General features: G+C 69.9%; 18 protein-coding genes and 1 pseudogene. 13 read left to right on the top strand and 6 right to left on the bottom strand.

The window, feature by feature from the left end:
* Positions 1 to 32: 32 nt before the first annotated feature.
* The 6 genes from QM779_RS14130 (at position 33) to QM779_RS14105 (ending at position 7,383) form a co-directional block, all read left to right on the top strand.
* Entirely contained in the window at positions 33 to 899 is an 867-nt protein-coding gene (locus tag QM779_RS14130) for an aldo/keto reductase (protein WP_428536299.1), read from the top strand.
* Positions 900 to 1,415: 516 nt separating this feature from the next.
* Positions 1,416 to 2,864: an MDR family MFS transporter gene (locus QM779_RS14125; protein WP_428536297.1), complete on the top strand. Its 1,449-nt coding sequence runs from the start codon at positions 1,416 to 1,418 to the stop codon at positions 2,862 to 2,864.
* Positions 2,865 to 2,896: 32 nt separating this feature from the next.
* Positions 2,897 to 3,373 (top strand): NUDIX hydrolase, encoded by a 477-nt coding sequence (locus QM779_RS14120; RefSeq protein ID WP_428536295.1) that lies wholly within the window; start codon positions 2,897 to 2,899, stop codon positions 3,371 to 3,373.
* Positions 3,374 to 3,522: 149 nt separating this feature from the next.
* Positions 3,523 to 5,319, top strand: coding sequence for a cation:proton antiporter (locus QM779_RS14115; RefSeq protein WP_428536293.1), 1,797 nt, complete (start codon positions 3,523 to 3,525; stop codon positions 5,317 to 5,319).
* Positions 5,320 to 5,402: 83 nt separating this feature from the next.
* Positions 5,403 to 6,377, top strand: coding sequence for an adenosine deaminase (locus QM779_RS14110; RefSeq protein ID WP_428536291.1), 975 nt, complete (start codon positions 5,403 to 5,405; stop codon positions 6,375 to 6,377).
* 325 nt (positions 6,378 to 6,702) lie between these two features.
* Complete coding sequence (locus QM779_RS14105; RefSeq protein WP_428536289.1) at positions 6,703 to 7,383, top strand: hemerythrin domain-containing protein; 681 nt, start codon at positions 6,703 to 6,705, stop codon at positions 7,381 to 7,383.
* A gap of 43 nt (positions 7,384 to 7,426) precedes the next feature.
* Here the strand turns inward: QM779_RS14105 and QM779_RS14100 are convergent, their stop codons facing one another.
* Complete coding sequence (locus QM779_RS14100; protein ID WP_428536287.1) at positions 7,427 to 9,826, bottom strand: hypothetical protein; 2,400 nt, start codon at positions 9,824 to 9,826, stop codon at positions 7,427 to 7,429.
* 418 nt (positions 9,827 to 10,244) lie between these two features.
* The gene (locus QM779_RS14095; RefSeq protein WP_428536285.1) at positions 10,245 to 10,526 is read right to left on the bottom strand and encodes a GNAT family N-acetyltransferase; all 282 of its coding nucleotides are present in this window, start codon (positions 10,524 to 10,526) and stop codon (positions 10,245 to 10,247) included.
* A 68-nt stretch (positions 10,527 to 10,594) separates the two neighbouring features.
* Between QM779_RS14095 and QM779_RS14090 the strand changes: the two genes are divergently transcribed.
* Positions 10,595 to 11,473 carry an N-acetylmuramoyl-L-alanine amidase gene (locus QM779_RS14090; protein WP_428536283.1) on the top strand — a complete coding sequence of 293 codons (879 nt, stop codon included), beginning with the start codon at positions 10,595 to 10,597 and terminating at the stop codon, positions 11,471 to 11,473.
* A 104-nt stretch (positions 11,474 to 11,577) separates the two neighbouring features.
* Here QM779_RS14090 and QM779_RS14085 read toward each other — a convergent pair whose 3' ends face one another.
* The 3 genes from QM779_RS14085 to QM779_RS14075 form a co-directional block, all read right to left on the bottom strand.
* Positions 11,578 to 13,428 carry a TadE/TadG family type IV pilus assembly protein gene (locus QM779_RS14085; RefSeq protein ID WP_428536281.1) on the bottom strand — a complete coding sequence of 617 codons (1,851 nt, stop codon included), beginning with the start codon at positions 13,426 to 13,428 and terminating at the stop codon, positions 11,578 to 11,580.
* Entirely contained in the window at positions 13,425 to 13,904 is a 480-nt protein-coding gene (locus QM779_RS14080; RefSeq protein ID WP_428536279.1) for a TadE/TadG family type IV pilus assembly protein, read from the bottom strand. Before QM779_RS14080 ends, QM779_RS14085 begins: the two co-directional genes overlap by 4 nt.
* Before the next feature lie 329 nt (positions 13,905 to 14,233).
* Positions 14,234 to 15,796, bottom strand: coding sequence for a vWA domain-containing protein (locus tag QM779_RS14075; RefSeq protein ID WP_428536277.1), 1,563 nt, complete (start codon positions 15,794 to 15,796; stop codon positions 14,234 to 14,236).
* A 283-nt stretch (positions 15,797 to 16,079) separates the two neighbouring features.
* Between QM779_RS14075 and QM779_RS14070 the strand changes: the two genes are divergently transcribed.
* The 3 genes from QM779_RS14070 (at position 16,080) to cpaB (ending at position 17,564) form a co-directional block, all read left to right on the top strand.
* Complete coding sequence (locus tag QM779_RS14070; RefSeq protein WP_428536275.1) at positions 16,080 to 16,256, top strand: Flp family type IVb pilin; 177 nt, start codon at positions 16,080 to 16,082, stop codon at positions 16,254 to 16,256.
* Positions 16,257 to 16,284: 28 nt separating this feature from the next.
* On the top strand, positions 16,285 to 16,461 hold the full coding sequence (locus QM779_RS14065) for a Flp family type IVb pilin (protein WP_428536273.1): 177 nt from the start codon (positions 16,285 to 16,287) through the stop codon (positions 16,459 to 16,461).
* Between the two features lie 395 nt (positions 16,462 to 16,856).
* Positions 16,857 to 17,564 (top strand): Flp pilus assembly protein CpaB, encoded by a 708-nt coding sequence (gene cpaB / locus QM779_RS14060; protein WP_428536271.1) that lies wholly within the window; start codon positions 16,857 to 16,859, stop codon positions 17,562 to 17,564.
* Here cpaB and QM779_RS14055 read toward each other — a convergent pair.
* Positions 17,557 to 17,610, bottom strand: a pseudogene (locus tag QM779_RS14055) (hypothetical protein); the annotation flags it as partial. The gene cpaB and the pseudogene QM779_RS14055 sit on opposite strands and share 8 nt — an antisense overlap.
* 229 nt (positions 17,611 to 17,839) lie before the next feature.
* On the opposite strand from QM779_RS14055, the gene QM779_RS14050 reads away from it, so the two are divergent.
* From QM779_RS14050 to QM779_RS14040, 3 genes are read left to right on the top strand one after another with little or no spacing between them, the layout of a single operon-like run.
* A complete protein-coding gene (locus QM779_RS14050; RefSeq protein ID WP_428538432.1) occupies positions 17,840 to 18,766 on the top strand; it encodes an AAA family ATPase in 927 nt (308 codons plus the stop codon).
* A gap of 2 nt (positions 18,767 to 18,768) precedes the next feature.
* Entirely contained in the window at positions 18,769 to 20,373 is a 1,605-nt protein-coding gene (locus QM779_RS14045) for a CpaF family protein (protein WP_428536269.1), read from the top strand.
* Positions 20,373 to 21,320, top strand: a complete 948-nt coding sequence (locus QM779_RS14040) for a type II secretion system F family protein (RefSeq protein WP_428536267.1) — start codon at positions 20,373 to 20,375, stop codon at positions 21,318 to 21,320. The genes QM779_RS14045 and QM779_RS14040 overlap by 1 nt, the downstream gene beginning before the upstream one ends.
* Positions 21,321 to 21,328 lie beyond the last annotated feature (8 nt).

Here is a 21,328-nt window from a genome sequence, read left to right as displayed (position 1 = left end):
CGGTGGGAACGAGACAACCGGGAGGATCTGCCGTGCAGCAGCGCAGTATCGGAGGACGTCAGGTCAGCGCGATCGGGCTGGGCGGGATGCCCATGTCCATCGAGGGGCGGCCGGACCGGCAGCGGTCGATCGCCACCATCCACGCCGCACTGGACGCGGGCGTCACCCTCATCGACACGGCGGACGCGTACTGCCTCGGCGCCGACGAGGTCGGGCACAACGAAGTCCTGATCGCCGAGGCCCTGCGGTCCTACGGCGCGGACACCAGCCACGTCCTCGTCGCAACCAAGGGTGGCCACGTGCGTCCCGGCGACGGCAGCTGGCAGCTGAACGGCGACCCCGCGTACCTCAAGTCAGCCGCCGCAGCCTCCGCCGCACGCCTGGGGGTCGAGAGCATCGGGCTCTACCAGTTCCACCGGCCCGACCCGAAGGTTCCCTACGCCGACTCGATCGGCGCCCTCGCCGGACTCCTCGACGCCGGCCTGATCCAGATGGCCGGCATCTCGAACGCCTCCGTCGCCCAGATCGACGTCGCCCGCGGCATCCTCGGCGAGGACCTGGTGTCCGTCCAGAACCAGTTCAGCCCGCAGCACACCGACAGCCTCGTCGAGCTCGAGTACTGCGCGTCCCTCGGGCTCGCCTTCCTGCCCTGGAGCCCCCTGGGCGGGATCCGGCGCGCGGGCCAGGTCGGCGGGACCCAGAGCGTGATGTCGGAAATCGCCAGCGCGCGCGGCGTGACGCCCTACCAGGTGGTGCTGGCGTGGGAGTTGGCCCTCGCACCCCAGGTCATCCCGATCCCCGGCGCGTCGCGTCCCGAGTCGATCGCCGATTCCGCCCTCGCTGCGGATTTCGTACTGGATCAGGCGGAGCTCGTCCGCATCGAGAACTACTTGGTCTAGCTGCCTGCGAAAACCCTTCGTCGGCCCTCGTCGGCACGAAGATGGCCACCCTCACGCTCAGCGGTCGTAATAATGCGTAGCTCCAACCCGTCCCAGACGGACGGAGCATGCCGCCGAACCCAATACGATGAATTCACCGGGGGTAAGCAAGTGTCACCGGGTAGCCATCGGATCGGAAACGAACCGGGGGGGAACGTTCGGGAACAGCAGGACATCGGCCTCGAATTTCGGGACCGGGCGCACGTGACTGGCATCTGGCGCCCGACCTGACAGGGCAGGACGGTGGTTCCCTAGATTCGGGGCTACCCGATGTGGCAAGGCACTTGGCCGGGTTCGCGATTCGGGGGGGTCGACGAGCTGGCCCGGGTAATCCACACGGCGAGGCCGGTCCGGAATAATCCGGACCGGCTTCCGCCTTTTCTCCTGCGTCAACAGTGAGTTCTCCTACCACCACGAGATCTCCGACCACGACCCTCCGGGTCCCCCACCCTGACCAGCTCCCACCCGAAGGCCACCATGACCATCGACGAAGAGACCCGCGCGACGACCGACCGGCTCCCCGCCCAGACTGTCCGGGTGCTGGCCGTGCTACTGGTCGGCGCGTTCGTCGTGATCCTCAACGAGACCGCGCTCAACGTGGCGCTCTCCCGGATCATGGCCGACCTCGGCATCGACGAGCGGACCGCGCAGTGGCTCACCACCGGCTTCATGCTCACGATGGCCGTGGTCATCCCCGTCACCGGCTGGCTGATGGAACGCCTGCCCACCCGCACCGTGTTCACCCTCGCGATGTCTCTGTTCAGCGCGGGCACGCTGGTGGCCGCCGTCGGCTGGGGTTTCCCCAGCCTGCTGGTCGGGCGCATCGTCCAGGCCAGCGGGACGGCGATCATGATGCCGCTGCTGATGACGACGGTGATGGAACTCGTCCCCGCCCGCAGCCGCGGCAGGGTGATGGGCACGATCAGCCTCGTCATCTCTGCGGCGCCCGCGATCGGCCCGACCATGTCCGGGGTGATCCTGCAGTTCCTGCCGTGGCGGTTCGTCTTCGCGATCGTCCTCCCGATCGCACTGGCCATCCTCGTCGTCGGCGCCCGCCAGGTCCCGAACCTGAACGAGCCGGTCGCGGTGAAGCTCGACATCGTGAGCATCCCGCTGACCGCGTTCGGCTTCGGCGGGCTCGTCTACGGGCTCAGCCAGGTCGGCAGCGCGAACACCACCGGCATGGAGGTCGGGCTCGGTGTCGGGGTGGTCGGCCTGGCGCTGTTCGTCTGGCGCCAGCTCGTCCTCCAGCGGACGGACGAGGCGCTGCTCGACCTGCGCACGTTCACCCGTCCGATCTTCGCCCTGTCGATCGGGGTGATGGCGATCGCGATGGCCGTCCTGTTCGGCACGATCATCGCCCTCCCGCTGGTGCTGCAGCAGGTGATGCACGCCCCGCCGCTGTACGTCGGCCTGCTCACACTCCCGGGCGCCCTGCTGATGGGCCTCCTCGGGCCGGTCGTCGGACGGCTCTACGACCGGGTCGGACCCCGCTGGCTGATGCTGCCGGGTGCGGTCGCCGTCCTCGGCTCGTTCGGCCTGTTCACCCAGGTGTCGGTGTCGACGCCGTGGTGGGAACTGCTCATCGCGCACATCCTGCTGAGCCTGGGCCTGGCCGCCCTGTTCACCCCGCTGTTCACCGTCTCGCTCGGATCCCTCCCACCGCACCTGTACGGGCACGGGTCGGCGATCGTCGGCACCGTCCAGCAGGTCGCCGGCGCGGCGGGGACGGCCCTGTTCGTGACCCTGATGTCGGCCGTCGCCGCGGCCCAGCCGCCGGGGACGCCCGCGGAGGTCGCGCTGGCCGCGGGTGCGCGCGCGTCCTTCCTCACCGTGGGCGCGCTGTGGTTGTTCGGCATCGTCGCGATCGTGTTCCTCCGCAAGCCGGCGGACGCCGACGACGCCACGGCCCCGGTGATGCACTGAACCACCGCCGCGGCAGCGCGTAGGGTTCGCCTGTGCCGACTCCAGAGTTCATCCTCGCCCTGCGGGAGAAGGTCGGGACCACCCGGCTGTGGCTCTCCGGCTCGACTGCCGTGGTGGTCAGGGACGGCGGGGACGGCGAGGAGGTGCTCCTCGTCCGGCGCGCCGACGACGGGGAATGGGCGCCCGTGGCCGGCATCATCGACCCGGGCGAGCACCCGCACGACGCCGCCGTCCGCGAGGTGGCCGAGGAGGCGGGGGTGACCGCTGAGGTGGAACGCCTCGTCTGGCTGACCGTGACCGAGGTGATCACCTACGCCAACGGCGACGAGACCCAGTACATCGACCACGTCTTCCGCTGCCGGTGGGTGGACGGGGATCCCCACCCCGTCGACGGGGAGGCGTCCGAGGCCGCGTTCTTCGCCGTCGGGGCGCTCCCCGCGATGTCGGAACGGCACGCCGAACAGGTGGCCGTCGCCCTGGCCAACCACCCCGAGGCCCGCCTCGGCTGACCGGCAGCCCCGCACAAACGCTCCCGAAACGCGCAGAAGCCACCGAAATTTCGGGAGCGTCTGTGGTGGGACGTGGACGGTGGCGGCGGGTAGCTCGGGCCGTGACGGGTGCGGGAGGATCGACCCATGAACACGACCGGGAGCCGCCCATGAGTCTGGAGCTGGTCGCCATCGTCGGGGTGGTGCTGGTCGTCGCGGTGTCCGTGATCGCGCCACGGGTGGGCGTGGCGGCACCGCTGCTGCTGGTCGTGCTGGGCGTCGCGGTCACGTTCCTCCCGTTCGTGGACCGCGTCACGATCCCCCCGGAGTGGATCCTCGGCGGCATCCTGCCGCCGCTGCTGTACTCGACAGCGGTGAACACCCCGTCCATGGAGTTCCGCAGGGACTTCCGGCTGATCTCGCTGTTCTCCGTGATCCTCGTGGTGATCACGTCGGTTCTGGTCGGCCTGCTCGCCTGCGCGCTCGCCCCCGGGCTCCCGCTGGGGATCGGGATCGCCCTCGGCGCCATCGTCAGCCCGACGGACGCGGTCGCGACCTCCGTGATCCGGCAGGCAGGAGTGCCCCGCCGAATCGTCACCGTGCTCGAGGGCGAGAGCCTGCTCAACGACGCCTCCGCGCTCGTGCTGCTGCGCTCCGCCGTCGCGGCGATCGGCGTCTCGATCTCGGTCTGGGAGGTGGGTCTGGACTTCCTGTGGGCCGTCGCTGCCGCCGTCGCGATCGGCTGGGTCGTGGGGAGGCTCAACCTGGCCATCCGGGCGCGCATCACCCAGGTGACCAGCAACGTCACGCTCTCGCTGGTGGTCCCGTTCCTCGCCTACCTCCCCGCCGAGCACCTCGAGGCGTCCGGCCTGGTCGCCACCGTCACCGCGGGCCTCGTCACCGGCTACGGGGCGCCACGCCGGCTGGGCGCGGAGGAACGGATCGCCGAACGCACCGTGTGGCGGACCGTCGAGCTGCTGCTGGAGAGTGCGGTGTTCCTGCTCGTCGGCCTCGAGGCGCCCAGCCTCGCGGCGGACGTCGTGGCGTCCGGCGGTGGTCTGGGACTCGCGGTCCTGGTGGCCGTCCTCGCCGCGACCTGCGCGATCGCGGTCCGGTCGGGGTTCGTCGCCTGGTCGCTGTGGACGCTGGCCCGACGCAACCGGAGGGCTCCCGAGGTGCGCGACCGCCTCACCGAACTCCAGGACCAGATCGCGGAAGGGAAGGTGCCGGACTTCGGCGCGTCCGACCCGCACCTCGCCCAGGGCCGCGGGGACAGGCGGCCGTCCCGGCGCAAGGCCCGCCGGCTGGAACGGCGCGCGGCCGCGGGAACCGCGACCAGCGAGGAGCGGATCGGCCGCTGGCAGCAGATGCTGCGCAAGCGGGTGGCGGACCTGGACTACCTGGCCGCGGAGAAGCTCGGCTGGCGCGAAGGCGTGATGCTGGTGTGGGCGGGCATGCGCGGGGCGGTCACGATCGCGGCGGCGCAGACCCTGCCGTCCGGCACGCCGCACCGGTCGCTGCTGATCCTCGTCGCGACCCTGGTGGCCCTCGGCACGCTGCTCATCCAGGGGTCGACGCTGGGCTGGCTCGCGACGAAGCTCGGGCTCACCGGCGCGGGCGAGGTCGACCCCGGACAGTGGGAGGCCCTGCAGGCCGAGCTCAACCGGGCGGCGTTCGACCGGCTCGCCTCCGGAAGGCTCGAGAGCTTCCCACCCGAGATGGTGGAGAAGGCCAGGGAGCGGATCGCGAGGGCGCCTCGTTCGGACGAGGACGATTTCCGTCCCGGCAGCCCGGCGGTGCGGGCCCGCATGGAGCAGTTCCGGACGCTGCGCCTCGACCTGATCGCCGCGCAGCGGGACGCGCTGCTGGACCTCCGCGACCTCGGCGCATACCCGTCCACGGTGCTGGACGCGGCGCTGGCCCAGCTCGACGCCGACCAGATCGGCATCGAACTCCACCAGCACTGAGCCCGGGGGTTCGGCGTTCACGATGCGGTCCGCCCGGCGGGGCGGACGGAGCTAGCATCGCGGCAACCGGAGGAAGGAACCTGATGCTGCCGTTCGCGGAGTTGCACCTGCACCTGGAGGGCACGCTCGAGCCCGACATGGTGTTCGAGCTGGCCGAGCGCAACCGGATCGCGCTGCCGTGGCAGGACGTGGACGACCTGCGCAGCCGCTACGAGTACGGGTGCCTCCAGGACTTCCTCGACGTGTACTACGCGAACATGGCCGTGCTGCGCACGGAGGCAGATTTCGCCGAGCTCACCGACGCGTACCTGGCGCGGGCGGCCGCGTCCGGGGTGGTGCGAGCCGAGGTGTTCTTCGACCTGCAGGCGCACACGGCGCGCGGCGTCCCCGCGCCGGTGGCGCTCGCCGGGGTCGCGGACGCGCTCGCGCGCTCGGAGGCGGACCACGGGGTGAGCTCGGGGCTGATCGTGACGTTCCTGCGGCACCTTCCGGCCGCGGACGCCGAGCGTGCCTACGCCGAGGCGCTGACCACCGGCGTCGACCTGCTCGGCATCGGACTGTGCTCGTCCGAGATCGGCTTCCCGGCGATGCCGTTCGCCCCGCTGTACGCGCGGGCGCGGGCCGACGGCCTGCACACGGTCGCGCACGCCGGGGAGGAGGGCGGCCCGGAGTACGTGTGGGAGGCCCTGGAGACGCTCGGGGCGGAGCGGATCGACCACGGGATCACCGCGCTGCGCGACCCGAGCCTGGTCGAGCACCTCGTCCGGAACCGGATCCCGCTCACGGTCTGCCCGCTGTCCAACGTGCGCCTGAAGGCGGTGCCGGACCTGGCCGCACACCCGCTGCCCGCCATGCTGGACGCGGGCATCGTCGCGTGCGTGAACTCCGACGACCCCGCCTACTTCGGCGGCTACCTGGACGCGAACCTCGCCGCCGTCCGCCGCGACCTCGCCCTCAGTGACGACCAGCTCGCCACCCTCGCCGCGAACAGCATCGAGGCGTCCTTCCTCCCCGCCTCGGAGAAGACCCGCCTGAAGCAGGCGGCCCTCGTCAGCTGAGGTGGACCGCCCCACCCACCACAAGAATGGACGCCTCCGCGGCGAACTCGCGACAAACCGTCCACCTTGACCCGGACACACAATCCGACAGCCCTGTCATCCCGGCGAAAGCCGGGATCTCGACGACAACCAGCCCGCACCCACACCGAGATCCCGGGTCAAGCCCGGGATGACAAGTGCCCCGCCCACGGCCCCCTACACCGAGATCCCGGGTCAAGCCCGGAATGACAAGAAGGGGCACGCGGGGGCTACGCACAGCGGCCACTTGACCGGTGCCGCACGAGCCCGAATGCTGAGACGTCGGCATGCCAGAGGGGGTGGGCAGATGCGCTCGGAGAGTGCCCAGAAGGTCGGGTGCGACACGTCGGACCTGATCATGATCCACAACATGTTCCGTCGGCTCTACGGCGAGGCGCCGGGGCTGATCCGCGGGGTGACGAACGGCGACACCGCGCGGTCAGAGGTCGTCGGCTTCCACATCGAGGAGATCGTCGCCGGCCTGCACATCCACCACCACGGCGAGGACGTCCTGCTCTGGGACCGGCTCGAGTCCCGCGCGCCGGCCTGCGCGCTGCACGTCGGCCAGATGCGCGCGCAGCACGAGGCCATCTCCGGCCTGCTGGACGACGTCAACGCCAGGCTCCCGGCCTGGCGGTCGACCGCGTCCGCCGCGGACAGGGAAGAGCTGGCCGCCGCCGTCGAGGCCGTGGCGGCCAGCCTCCAGGCGCATCTGGGCCAGGACGAGGAGCAGATCGCACCGGTCGCGGCCACCACCCTCACGCAGGCGGAGTGGGACGAACTGGCCGAGCACGGTCTGGGCGCCATCCCCCGTAACCGGCTGCTGATCCAGCTCGGCGCCATCCTCGACGCGCTGCCCGCGGACGAACGGGCCGCCTGGGTCCGGCAGAACCTGCCGCCGCTCCCCCGGCTGCTGTGGGCCGTGCTCGGGAAGCGCCAGTACGCGAACTACCTGCGCGAGTTGTACGGGACCGGCCGGGCCGCCTGACCGGCTCCGGACGAGCCGTGAAACGCGCCCGCCGGGTGGCGAGTCAGGCCGTCGGCGAGGTGGACGGTGCCCCGTCCTCGCGCGAGCGGGCGTGGGCGCGACGTCCCTTCTCCGGGGGGGACGGGAGCGCGAACGTCCCCAGGTGGTTGGCCCGCAGCAGCAGCCGGCTGGTTCGCAGCGACTTCGACCGTCCCGACAGCGGTGCCACGTCCGCGTCCCTGCTGAGCTCGACCACGCCGACCTTAAGGCTGCGAGCGAACGGCATCAGCAGCAGCAGGACGCCGACGCCCAGCACCATCACCCGCAGCGTGTCCGACTCGGGCCCTGGCAGCTGGTTGGTCAGCCCGAGGTAGGTGACGACGACGCCGAGCAGCAGGAATGCACCGTTGACAAGCCGCTTGCGCCAGTTCGACCACCGGTAGGCGATCATCAGCAGGGCGAGCCGGGACGCCTCGTCCCGATCGGGCAGGTGCCGCACCTGGTGCACCAGGCGCCGCCAGCGCGGCCCCCACGTCCGGCAGCACGGCTGGTTCACCGAGCGCAGGTGCTGGACGAGGTCCTGCGCGTCGTCGATCAGTTGTGCGTCGCCCTTCAGGCCGAGCCGGTCCAGGCCCTCCTGGGCGAGGATCGCCGCGTGCAGTCCCCGTCGGCACACCTCGATGAACAGTCGCGGCGCCAGCGGCTCTGAGCCGACCCTCCCGCCCGGCCGTGCGCGTCCGGTCTCCAGGTAGTACCGGGTGTCGCGGTGCAGGTCGGCAGCCATCCGGTAGTCGGCGACGGCCACCATCAACTGCTGCGCGTTCTCCACCGAGCCCGTGTTGCCGGTGCCGCCCTCCGGGCCCTCCGCCATCGCCAGCGCCGACTCGAACTCACCCTCCGCCTGGATCGTGCGGGCGAGGATGTGCTCGCCGACCGCGTCGGTGATCGCCATCGCCTCCCGCATCGCCTCCTTGTACCGCCCCGCGATGAGGGATGCCTGCGCGTCCAGCACGCGCAGGTCGAGGTCGTGGCGCCGCAGCGGCAGCACCTGGGCCAGCAGGGCGTCGGCGGCGACGTCGTCGCCGGTGCGGAGCAGCAGCATCGCCCCGAGCACCTGCACCGACCACGGGTCCGCCGGCGTGAGCGGCTCGGCCGCGATCATCGTCGCAGCCCTGTCGTCGTCGCCGGCGAGCAGCGCGAGGCGCAGCAGTTGCCGGCTGTCCACCTCCGGGCCCGCCTGGGCCAGCAGCGCCCTGGCAGCGGCCTGCCCCGTGTACCGGGAACCAGCGAACGGGTTGTCCGGGTCGACCAGCCGGCCCTCCGACGTCGGCGTCCCCCATTGCGTCCCCGCCCACAGGCAGGCCTCGGCGTACGACGTGTTGTACGGGTCGGGCGTGTCGAGCTGGCGCAGCTCGGCGAGGATCGCCAGCGCCATCGGCTGGTCGGCGAGCAGGATGCGGATCCGCAGGATCGAGCGACGCAACTCGTCCGGCAGGGACGTGTCGTCGAGCTCGACCGACTTGCGCAGGTGGTCCCACGCCGCCCGGAAGTGGCCCTGCTGCGCGGCAAGCCGGTAGGCCAGCAACCGGTAGACGTGGCGCCAGTGGGCGAACGAGTCCTGGGCCATCCCCGCCGCGGTCCAGCCTCCCGCGTCCCCGGGGCGTCCCTCGACCACGGCGATCGTGCGCAGACACGCCTCCTCGGCCTCGGCGAAGCGGCCCACGTCCGTCATGGCCTGCACCCACCGGGAGCGGTCCTCCACGTCGAGGTCGCGGACGCCGACGCCCCAGTCGGCGGCGAGCTGGTCGAACAGCCGTGCCGACGTCGTGAAATCGTCCAGCTCGGCGGACGCGACCGCGCGGACGAGGACCGCCGCAGCGCTCAGCTCCGCACCGGTGACGAGCTCGAGGGCGGTCACCGGGCTCTCGGCAGCCAGCAGGTCGGCCGCGCGGAGGGTCGATTCCGGTCCCGCAGCGGCGAACCGTTTCAGGGCGCTCTCGAACTCCGCGTAGCTGCCGATCGGCGTCCGCTGCCTGCGCCCGGCCTGGAAGAACCGGTCCAGCAGCCCGATCAGCCGGACGCCCTCCGCGTCCGTCCGCGGCACCGGCCCGGCCATCTTCAGCGCCGCCGACCACGCCTCCCTGGCGAGGTCGTCGTCGTCGGACTCGGCGTCGGCAGCCCTCGTCTCGGCCCGTTGCCACAACTCTGCGGCCACGAATTCGAGGATGTCCTGGTCGTCAGGGAAGCTGGCCACCAGTTCGGCGAGGCTCGGCTGCGGGCGCCGGACGCCGAGCGCGCGCAGCGTCCGCAACCAGTTCCCGGCGTCGACGCGGTCGAGGCCGCCGAGCCGATGGAGCTCGGCATAGGCGGTGTCGGCCACGTCGAACGTGCCGTCCGCGATGCCCGCCTCCGCCCGGCGTCGCAGGGCCGCCAGGTCGGCGGCAACTGTCGGCTGATCCAGCATCTCGCCCCCGGTGATGAATTCTTCGCCGGCGGGACACCCCCGGCAATGCTTCGAATTGCCCACCGGCTACGCAACGGAGCGCGCCGGCGGGTGCGGTCACAGTGGACGGAGCCCGCTGCTGTCATCCCGGGCTCGACCCGGGATCTCGGAGCGGGTGGTGTCGGGTTGTGTCGTCGAGATCCCGGCTTTCGCCGGGATGACAGGGGCCGTCTGCGCACGGCCCGCCCAGCGGACAGTGCCCCACTGCTGTCATCCCGGGCGTGACCCGGGATCTCGGTGTTGCTGATGTCGGGTTGTGTCGTCGAGATCCCGGCTTTCGCCGGGATGACAGGGGCCGTCTGCGCACGGCCCGCCCAGTGGACAGTGCCCACTGCTGTCATCCCGGGCTCGACCCGGGATCTCGGAGCGGGTGCGGAAGTCAGGCCAGCAGATCGGCGTAGTCGGGGTGCCGGTCGAACCAGTACACGACGTAGGAGCAGACCGGCCGCACCTTCCACTCCCCCGCCGCGCGGACCTCGTCCATCGCGTACTGGACGAGGCGGCCGGCGACCCCGCGCCCGCCGAACTCGGAGGGCACCATCGTGTGGTCGAACGCGGCGACGCCATCGCGCACCGTGTAGTGGGCCTCGCCGGCGAAGCGGCCGTCGACGGTCACCTCGAACTGGTGCGCGGCGGCGTTGTGGGTGAACTCCTCGCTCATGCGACGCTCAACGAGGGAGGGGGAGGCCCTATTCCGGCCGCCAGCCGGCCGACGGGTATCGTCATCGGGTGCGAGGAGTGCGGGGGGCGGCGGTTGCGATCGCCCTCTCGGTGGCGCTGACCGGGTGCCAGGTGGCCGCGTCTGATCCCGTGGTCCCGTCCGCTCCCGTGGTCGCGGAGAGCCCCGCGTCCGCGAGTCCCTCGGGGTCACCGGCCACACCGGGCCCGTCCGCCTCGGCGACGAGTGCCACGGCGGCGCCCACGCCGACGATGTCCCCGACGCAGGACGCGCTGCCGCTGGCGGGCAGGACGATCGTCATCGACCCCGGCCACAACGGCGTGTGGACGAAGCGCGAACTGCGCAAGGTGCCCAGCGGAAACGGCCGCTCCAAGGAGTGCAACTCCTCGGGAACCGCGACCAACGCCGGCTACGCCGAGCACGCCTACAACTGGGCGCAGGCGAACGCGCTGGCGAAGGAACTGCGGGCGCGCGGCGCCACCGTCCGGCTGACGCGTCCGAACGACCACGGCGAGGGGCCGTGCGTGAACCTCCGCTCAGCCCTGGCGAACGAGCTCAAGGCGGACGCGCTCGTGTCCATCCACGCCGACGGCAGCTTCGCCAGCGGTGCGCGCGGTTTCCACGTCATCGTGAGCACGACGATGGTCGGCGGGTCGGCGGTGGAGAAGGAGTCGACCGCGCTGGCGAAGCGGCTGCGCCGCGCGCTGGAGACCGAGACGGCGATGCCGCGCTCGACCTACATCGGCGGCGGCACCGCGCTGAGCTTCCGCAACGACCTCGGCACCCTGAACCTGTCGAAGCGCACCGCCGTCATGCTCGAGATGGGCAACATGCGGCACGCCACGGACGCCGCACTGCTCGGCTCCGCGAAGTTCCGCACGCAGGCCGCCAGGGCGATCGCGGACGGGCTCGAGGCCTACCTGGGCTGACGCGATCCTGCCGTCCAACGGCCCCGGCGGGACGGGTGTGCCGCCTGGGCCGGACACAGTGGCAGGATCACGTCACGGCCAGACCGGCCCGGCCGCTGCGAGCCTCAGTCGCTGACGCCGTCGATCGCCATGAACTTGGTGTTCTTGGAGATGTTGCCCATCGCCGCGGCGAACACCGACGTGAGGTCCGAGGCCGACGCCGCGCAGTAGTAGTAGTCGGAGTCGCTGTTCTCGGCAGCGATCTGCGTCGAGTTGCTGCAGGTGCTGTCCGCCGTGCCGGTCCCGGTCACCGAGGTGTTGGTGGACGCGGCGTACGCGAGCACCGAGCGCGCCGTCGCCGATGACCCGCTCGAGTTGCTGCAAGAGGCGCTGTTCACCGAGCCGAAGCCGATCGTGACCATCAGGATGCCGGCCGCCTTCACCTCGTCGGCCACCTTCTTGAAGTTCTGGCACGCCCGGTAGTCGTCGGTCGAGCCGATGTCGTCGGCGTTGGTCAGTGCCAGGGGCGTGGCCGCGTCGGTGGAGGCGTCGGTGAAGACCTCGTCCGGCTGCCCGTCGGTCTCGAAAATGATCACGTTCCTCACCGGGATCTTGAGGTCGGCGCGGAAGCCGTCGGAGTCCAGGCTCGACACGTAGTTGTTCGAGTCGACGTTGGCCAGCAGGTACCGGGCCGCACCCTTCAGTGCGGACGCGAGGTGGGTGCCGGTACCAGCGTTGGAGTAGGTTCCGTCATCGCCGAGCTGGCTGTTCCAGAAGTAGGTGGCGCTGGACCCGTTCGTCCCCGACGTCGTCAGGTTCGAGTACGCCAGGTTGTGAACGCTCGCGTAGAGGTCGGTGCTCGTGTTGAGGCTCTTGTCGGAGTTCAGGTAGGTCTTGGTGAACCCGACCGGTACCCAGGTGCCCGCGAACTGGTTCGTGCGGGCAGCCGTCGTCACCGTCGTGCGCGTCTTGTAGCAGGCGCTGTTGTACCAGTAGTAGCTGTACTTCTCGCACTTCGTCTGTGAGTTGTAGGTCGTGCCCGTGACCTGGTTGGAATAGGTGTAGGAGGTGCTGGTCGTCTCGCCGAAGATCTTCCCGCCCGATGCCAGCGGCTTCGTCAGGTTGTCGGCGGCAGAAGTGTTCGTGACCGTCGTGCTCTGGTGCAGGGCGCCGAAGGCGACGTACTGCTGGTTCGGCGTCATGATCTGGAGCATCCCCTCGATGCCAGAACGGAGGGCGCTCAGGTTGGAGTCGTTGCCGGTGCCTGTCACCTTGCCGGTGGAGGAGTTGACGGAGGTCAGGGTGCCCCACATGGACGGCGTCCGGTCGGCCATCACGACGACGTTCATCGGGTTGGGCGTCGCCTCGCCGCCGCAGCTGCCGCGGCACGAGACCGTCGAGGCGGCGGCCGAGCCGTGGTCGATGTTGATCGCCGGTCCGAACACGAACTGGACGGTCTTGCTCGCGCTGACCTGGACCGCGTTGCACACCGCGCCCGCGATCGTGGTCGGTGAGCACGGGATCGCGCAGGAGGTCCCGCTGCACTTGGTGCCCGTGGTGTAGTCGGTCGAGCTCGGGTTGGGCCGACAGGTGCTCGGGATCTGGTTGGTGTTGGGGCTCACCACGGCCGAGCTGCCGGACGTGTTGGCGACCACGCAGTAGAACGCCACGGTCACGTTGGCCGTGGTCAGCTTGGGACCGTAGGTGGCCGTGCCGTAGTTGGCGACCGCCGCGCTCTTGATCAGAGCGACCATGTCGGCGGCTGCGGAGGTCCCCATCGCCGTCGACGTGAGCCGCGCCGCGCCGATCTGGGCGGCGGCGTCGACCGCGGCACGCACCTGCTGCCGCTCGTAGACGAGCTTCGCGATGTCGAAGCCGAGCGCGCCGGCCGCGATCAGGACCATCATCACGAGGGAGAGGACGACGGCACTGGCGCCGCGCTGGTTGTGCCGGCGTCGCCGGGCCTGTGCACTCATGAGGTGGACTCGATTCTCATGTAGCTGGTCTGGCTGACCGTGACGGGGTTGCTCATGCCCACCCACCCCGGCAGCGGAGTGATCCAGGAGTACCGGTAGCTGACCGTGACCCGGACGATCGCGTCGATCGCGGCCTTGCTGTCGTAGGTGGTGGAGTCGCCGGACGCCGTCCCGCTGCACGACCAGGTGGTGGCGTCGATCGTGGCGGCCGTGCAGATCGTGTAGGCGATCGTGGAGCTGTTCAGCAGGGCACTCGTCTCGCCCCTGATCTGCGTGCCCGCGGCCGCGTACTTCTTGCCCAGGCTCGCCGCCCGGGCGCCGTCCCGCGCCGCGTTGGCGACGGTCGACTGCGCGTTGAACGTCATGGCGAAGTCCACCATGCCGAACACAAGCAGCATGAGGACGGGCAGTATGATCGCGAACTCAAGTGCAGCGGCCCCACGCTGCGACTTGCGCGAACGCCTCTTGGTATCCACGCATACTCCAGTTTTGTTCTGCCGAATTCTCCGGACCCCTCCAGAATTACTGTGAGTCTAGGTGGGCTGCTCGGGCAGTGTCAATGATCGGCGGCGAACCGTCCAGATTACTGCGCCCGGCTCGTCGGGTCGCGGATTTCCCGCTCGGTGTGTCGCCCCACTTCGACGCAACACCCCTAGTCAAACCGGTGTGCACGGCCAAGCGAGGGACTGGGCCCGCACCAATCATTTCCGGTGTCACCCTTTTGGATGACATGACCAGAAAATGCCAGAGAAATGAGTCGTTGTCACCCGTGAGGGGACGCCAGAAATAGATTCCGTGTCACCCGTCAGGGGGACACCGGGGAAAGCACCGCGGCGGCCGTGGCGCCAGCGCCGGCCTCGACCGAAGCGCCCGTTCCCGGACGCGGGAGGCCGATCTTGTCGAGGATCCGGCGCCGCCCGCTCGTGTACTCCACGTCGAGGTCGCCCAGCGCGACCGAGGACCCGTCACGAACCACACCCCTGGCGCTGGTCGCCCCGAACCGCAGGTTCACCCGGACGGCGCGCTGCCCCTTTCCTCCCCCGCGCGACCCGGCGACCGCGCCGGTCAGCCCGGCCAGGTCGGGCACCGCCTCCGGGGCGGTGAGCTTCATCCGGCGCCCTTCCAGCACGATGTCGGCCAGGTCCCTGCCGTTGCGGCGGATCGTGAGGAGGCCGCTCAGCGACGGCGTGAAGAGGGCACGGACGAACAGGAAGAGGACGAACGCCACGGCGAGCCCACCGGCGACGCCGGCCACAGTGGGCAGCAGGGTGGGCGGAACCTTGATCGGCGCCGCGGGCACGGTGGCCGTCCCCTGGATCGCGGGCGCGAACTCGAGCCCGAGGTCACCGGTGAGCGCATCGCTCCACGACGAGGTCACGACGGCGGTCAGTCCGACCGTGGCATCCGGACCGCCACTGCCCGACACCGTCGCCGTCGCCGACACGTCCGCGTGCCCGTTCGGGTCGAGGGTGACCTTGTCCGGGAGGCCGGTGAGGGTCACGTGCAGGCCGGGGGCCGTCTGGACGGCCAGCTTCGACAGCTGGACCGGGACGTGCGGGTAGGGGGAGACGAACTCGAGCTGGACGGCAGCCGGCGTCCCTTCGGCGAGAGCGGCGCCGAGATCACCGTGCCAGTTCACGACGATCGGCTGGGCGAGTTCGCTCTTCAGCGCCTGCGCAGCCTGCAGCCTGACCAGGTCGCTCCCGACCGCGGCGAAGCGATCCCCGACGTCCGCCGCGTCCACCTCCGTGGCCTGCGGCAACACCTTCTTGAGCAGCCCCGCGTCCGTGCTCGCCATGAGGGAGACGGCGTACGCGGCCACCTGGTGGTCGGTCCCGAGGGCGCCGGCCCGCGTCTTGAGTTCCTTCCACGCCGACGACTTCACGTCCGCGTACTTCGACCCGGGGGCGTCGAGCTTGCCGTCGGTGATCAGGATCAGGGCCGCCAGGCGGCGCGTGTCCGACCTCTCCAGTTCGGTGAGCCCTGCCGAGATCGCCGCGCCGATGTCGGTGTGCTCGCCGGCGGCCTTGGCCGGCAGCTCGGCGAGGACAGCTCCGCCGTCCTTGCCCACCTCACCACGGAACCGGGGGGTGACCGTGGTATCGAAGGTGAGCAGTGACACCCTGTCCTTGGGCGAGAGCCCCTTCACGAGCGTGGCGAGCTGGTTGCGCACGGAGGTGTAGCGTCCGTCGGCCTGCATCGAGCCCGAGGTGTCGACAAGGAGCACGTAGTCCGCCGGCTCCGCGGTGAGCCCCAACGCCGACACGACGTCATCCACGTCGGTGCCCGCGTGGGCCGTCGCCGGCGCACCCAGTCCGAAGCACAGCAGCCCCGCGACCGGCACCAGCCATCTCGTCCAGTTCCGCACCAGTTCCCCCTTATGTCCTCTTCCGGGTGACAAAGACGCATCAAATTCTGAGGCCATGTCCTCCTTCGGGGGACATTTTCGGCATTCATTGCCTGCCCTACGTCCTCCTTTGGGGGACCGCAAGTGGCCTTGTGAACACCACTTTAGTACGGATCTCGAAGTTCTTGAAGAAACCCTTTGACATCACTCACTCAGCGATGTAATCATTCTTCACGACGGAGTTCTGGTGGATGGTTTCCAGGCTCCAGCGGACCTATCCCACACCACCTGAAAGGGGTCTCTCATGAAGAACCTGCCCGCCAAGATCATCGGTTCGGTCGTCGCCACCAAGGACCGCGGCGCCACCGCCGTCGAGTACGGCATCATGGTCGCTCTCATCGCCGCCGTGATCATCACGGTCGTCGCCACCCTCGGCACCAACCTGACCCACCTGTTCTCCAACATCGGCACCGCGATCTGATTCGCCGGATACCCGGAAAGGCCTAGTCATGAGCAATATCGTTGCGAAGACCGTCGGTTCGGTCGTTGCCACCAAGGAGCGCGGCGCCACCGCCGTCGAGTACGGCATCATGGTCGCCCTGATCGCCGCCGTGATCATCACGGTCGTCGCCACCCTCGGCACCAACCTGACCAACCTGTTCTCCAACATCGGCACCGCGATCTAGGACCCACCGGGTTCTGGCTCCACGTCGAGCCTGATTCGAGGCGCCCCGCGCAGACGCCCGGGGCGCCTCGAAAGGCATCAACCCAGGAAATGCCCCCCATTTCCTCCCGCACAATCCAGTCACCCGCACGGAGGACATTCGTTCCCCGTTCCGAGGACCCGCCGGCCACACCGGCGCCGCTTCCCGGAGAGTGACTCACCAAATCATTGCGGCACGGACGACATTGTCACCCGAAAGGATGACAAGGACCCGGGCCACCGCCGGACCTGCATCTGGACCCGGCTCACGGAATTCAATACTCGTCAACGCCCTGCTGGCGGCAGGGGGGACGAGCGCCACCCGGCAGCACCGCTGCCGACGATTGTCTTGTCCACTCGAGCACCGAGGCGGTCCTCATGCAACGCCGAATCATCGCCGCTGTCGCGGCAGTCCTCCTCGCCGGCATCGGCGCGGTCCTTCTGTACAACTACGTCAGCAACGCCGACAAGCGCGCGATGGCCAACATGGAGACGACCGGCGTGCTGGTCGTCACCCAGGCTGTGCCCGCCGGTACCTCCGGCGCGAGCCTGACGCCCTACGTGCAGCTCAAGCAGTTGCCCAGGATGGCAGTCGTCGACGGGGCTCTCACCGACACCTCGTCCGTGGCCGACCTGGTCACCGACAGCGCCCTCGCCGTCGGCGAGCAGGTCCTGTCGAGCCGCTTCATCACCCCCAACACCACCAGCACCGGCAGTGTCGAGGTCCCCGCGAACCTCCAGCAGGTCAGCATCGCCCTCGAGGGCACCCGCACGGTCGGGGGCACGATCCAGGCCGGTGACAAGGTCGCTCTGCTGATCACCGGTCCCCTCAAGGACAAGGACGACACGGTCACCGCGCAGGCGCTGCGCAACGTGCTCGTCGTGAACGTCCAGGGAGCCTCCACGGAGGGCTCGGACGACGCGGCCGCCGGCAACACCCTGACCCTGACGCTCGCGCTCGACCCCGAGGACGTCACCCGCGTGGTCTGGGGTGCGGAGAACGCGAAGATCTGGGCCGCGCTGGAGCCGAAGGACGGCAGCACCAACTCGTTCCCCGTGATCACAGGGAAGACCGTGCTCAAATGAGCCCCGTCCTCGTCATCAGCCGCAACCCCCACGTCGTGGGCCTGGTCCAACAGGCGTGGGGTCCGGACGGCTACGCGATCGCCCCGGACCAGTTTCCGGACAAGGTCCAGGTCCTGCTGAACCACCTGCAGGGGGCGCCGCTGCCCGCGGTCGCCGTCCTCGATCCGGGCGAACAGGTCCCGGCCGCACTCTCGCTGGCCGTGGAACTCGATCAGAACTTCACCATCTCCTCCGTGCTGGTCACTGACCTGGGCGCAGAGGTGAGCCTCGACGCCATGCGTGCCGGCGTGCGTGACATCGTCATGCCCGGTGCGCCGGTCGAGGAGATGAAGAAGGCCTTGGAGCGGGCCGCCACCCACTCCGGGCCGCGGGTGATGCAGCAGGGGACGCTCGGCGTTCCCGGTGCTGTGTCGACCCAGCGGGGGAAGGTGGTCACGGTGGCTTCGCCCAAAGGTGGCGTGGGCAAGACCACCGTGTCCACCAACCTCGCTGTGGGTCTCGCCCAGCGCCTGCCGCAGTCGACGGTGCTCGTCGACCTCGACGTCCACTTCGGTGACGTCGGCAGCGCCCTGAACATCACGGCGGAGTACAGCCTTCCCGACATGGCGCACGGCCCGGCCGCGCACGACCCGCTGGCGTTGAAGTCCTACCTCTTCCAGCACCAGACCGGCCTGTACGTCGTGCCCGGTTCGGAGTCGCCCGCCGCCGCCGACGCGGTGACGAGCAAGGACGTCGTGAACCTGCTCGACACCCTCGCAGGGCAGTTCAAGTACGTGGTGGTCGACACCGCCCCCGGCCTGAGCGAGCACACCCTGGCCGTCCTCGACCAGACCGACATCCTCGTGCTGGTGACCAGCCTGGACGTCCCGGGGGTCCGCGGGCTGCGCAAGGAGCTCGACACCCTGCGTGACATCGGGCTGATGGTCGAGTCGCGGTCGGTCGTCCTGAACTTCATGCACCCGAGCCGCGGCATCTCGGTCGCGGACGTCGAGGCGTCCATCGACCGCAAGGTCGACTTCCAGATCCCGCAGTCGAACTCCGTGCCGATCTCGGTCAACCAGGGCATCCCGCTGCTGCAGGCCGGCAGTCGTGACCCGGTCGCCAAGCAGCTCAAGGCGCTCGTCGACGCGGTCGATGCCGGTGAGAAGGCCGGCGAGAAGGGCCGCCGCTTCTTCGACTTCGGCCACAAGAAGGAGGCGTAGCAGTGAACCTCGCAGAACGGGTCCTCGCCGCCCAGAAGGGCGAGCGCGGCATCCCCCGGGAACCGGACGCTCCCCGCTCCACCTCCAGCCCGACGCGGGCCTTCACCAGCATTCCGGCGCCCGGTGCGGCCAACCCGGCGGCACCCGCCGACAACGCTCCGCCCGCGCCGTGGCTGCCGGTGCCGGAGAGCGCGAGCCAGCCCTCGTCGGCCGCGGCGCCGACCGTGACCTGGGTGCCGCCGACGTCCGCTCCGGCCGCCGAGGACCACCGCCTGGTCAATCGTGCCTCCACCGCACCGGTGGTCGTGGAGACCCACGACGCGCTGGCGCGGATCAAGGAGGACGCGGTCGAGCAGCTCTTCGAGCGGATGGGCAACCGCCTGACCGACTCGACGCTCGACGAGTCCGCGCTGCAGGGGCTCGTGCAGGCCGAGCTGAACGCGATCATCGAGGGCGGCAAGCTGCCCCTGACCGCGCGGGAGCGGCAGCGCCTGATCCGGGAGGTCCACGACGACGTCCTCGGCCTCGGACCGCTCGAGCCGCTGATCACCGACAAGGCCGTGACCGAGATCATGGTGAACGGCCCGTACAAGGTCTACATCGAGCGGGCGGGCAAGCTGACGCTGAGCCAGGTCCGCTTCAAGGACGAGCCGCACCTGCGGCGCGTGATCGAGCGGATCGTCACCAAGGTCGGTCGCCGCATCGACGAGTCGTCGCCGCTGGTGGACGCCCGCCTCGAGGACGGCTCCCGCGTCAACGCGATCATCCCGCCGCTGGCGGTGAGCGGTTCCACGTTGACGATCCGGAAGTTCTCCAAGGACGCGCTGACCGTCCCCGACCTGATCGAGAAGCGCTCGCTGAGCCCCGAGATCGCCGAACTCCTGCACGCCTGCGTGTCCGCCCGGCTGAACATCATCGTCTCCGGCGGTACCGGCACCGGCAAGACCACGCTGCTCAACGTGCTGTCCAGCTTCATCCCGAACGACGAGCGGATCGTCTCGATCGAGGACGCGGTGGAGCTCCAGCTGCAGCAGGACCACGTGGTGCGACTCGAGTCGCGTCCGCCGAACGTGGAGGGCAAGGGCGAGGTCACCATCCGTGACCTGGTCAAGAACTCCCTGCGTATGCGTCCCGACCGGATCATCGTCGGCGAGTGTCGTGGCGGCGAGGCCCTCGACATGCTCCAGGCCATGAACACCGGCCACGACGGCTCGCTGTCGACCATCCACGCCAACACCACCCGCGACGCGCTCGCCCGCCTCGAGACCCTCGTCCTGATGGCCGGCATGGACCTGCCGCTGCGGGCCATCCGCGAGCAGGTCTGCAGCGCCATCGACGTGATCGTCCAGCTCACCCGTCTCCGCGACGGCACCCGGCGCGTGACCTCGGTCAGCGAGGTGAACGGCATGGAGGGCCAGGTCGTCACGATGCAGGACGTGTTCGAGTTCGACTACTCCGCCGGGCTGTCGCCCGACGGCAAGTTCCTCGGCAGCTGCCGGCCGACCGGCGTCCGTCCGACCTTCACCCAGAAGTTCGACGACTACGGCATCAAGCTGTCGCCGAACGTCTTCGGGAACGGCGGCCTGTGGTCGGCGGGGCACCGCTGATGACCGCCTTCCTCTCCTCGTCCGCAGCGCTGACCCTCGGGTGGGTCCTGCTGGGGATCGCCGGCCTGACCACCGTCGTCCTGGTGACGATGCCGAACAACCGGCTCCCGCTGGACCGGCGCCGCCCGGGGTCGGCACCACAGGGCTCGGGCATCCAGCGCATGGCGGACGCCGCCACCGGCGCGGTGGAGAAGATGATCCGCGGCCGCAACACGTCGTTCGACACGATCCTCGAGGAGGCCGGCGTCACCACGCCGATCAAGGACCTGATCGTGATCGTCGGCGCGGCAGCGCTGGCCGCGTTCGCGCTCGGCCTGGTCCTCGGCCAGCCCGTGATCGGCCTGCTGCTCGCCCTGCTCTGCCCGATCATCGGACGGATGCTGCTCTCGACGCTGGCCGACCGGCGCCGCAAGGAGTTCGGCAAGCAGCTCGACGAGGTCCTCCAGATGATGGCCGGCAGCCTGCGTGCCGGCTACAGCCTCCCGCAGGCCGTGGCCACGATCGCGCAGGAGGCCGGGGCGCCGGTGTCGCAGGAGTTCGCGCGGGTCACCAACGAGGCCCGGGTCGGACGCTCGATGATGGATTCCCTCAACGACGTCGCCACCCGGATGCGCAACGAGGACTTCTACTGGATCACGCAGGCGATCGGCATCAACCGCGAGGTCGGCGGGAACCTTGCCGACGTCCTCGACAACGTCAGCAAGACGATCCGCGAACGCACGGCGATGAAGCGCCAGGTCGCTGCGCTGGCCGCGGACGGCAAACTGTCGGCGATCATCCTGATGTTGCTGCCGTTCGTGGTCTCGCTGTTCCTCTTCCTCTCGAACCCCGGCTACATCATGAAGCTGTTCACCGACCCACTCGGCTGGATGATGCTGGGCGCCGGCATCGTGATGCTCGGCATCGGCGGTTTCTGGCTGACCAAGCTCATCAACCTGAAGTACTGAAGGAGGAC

Source organism: Propionicimonas sp. (assembly GCF_049840635.1).
Classification (GTDB): Bacteria; Actinomycetota; Actinomycetes; order Propionibacteriales; family Propionibacteriaceae; genus Propionicimonas.
This window is presented reverse-complemented; position numbering and strand designations above follow the sequence as displayed.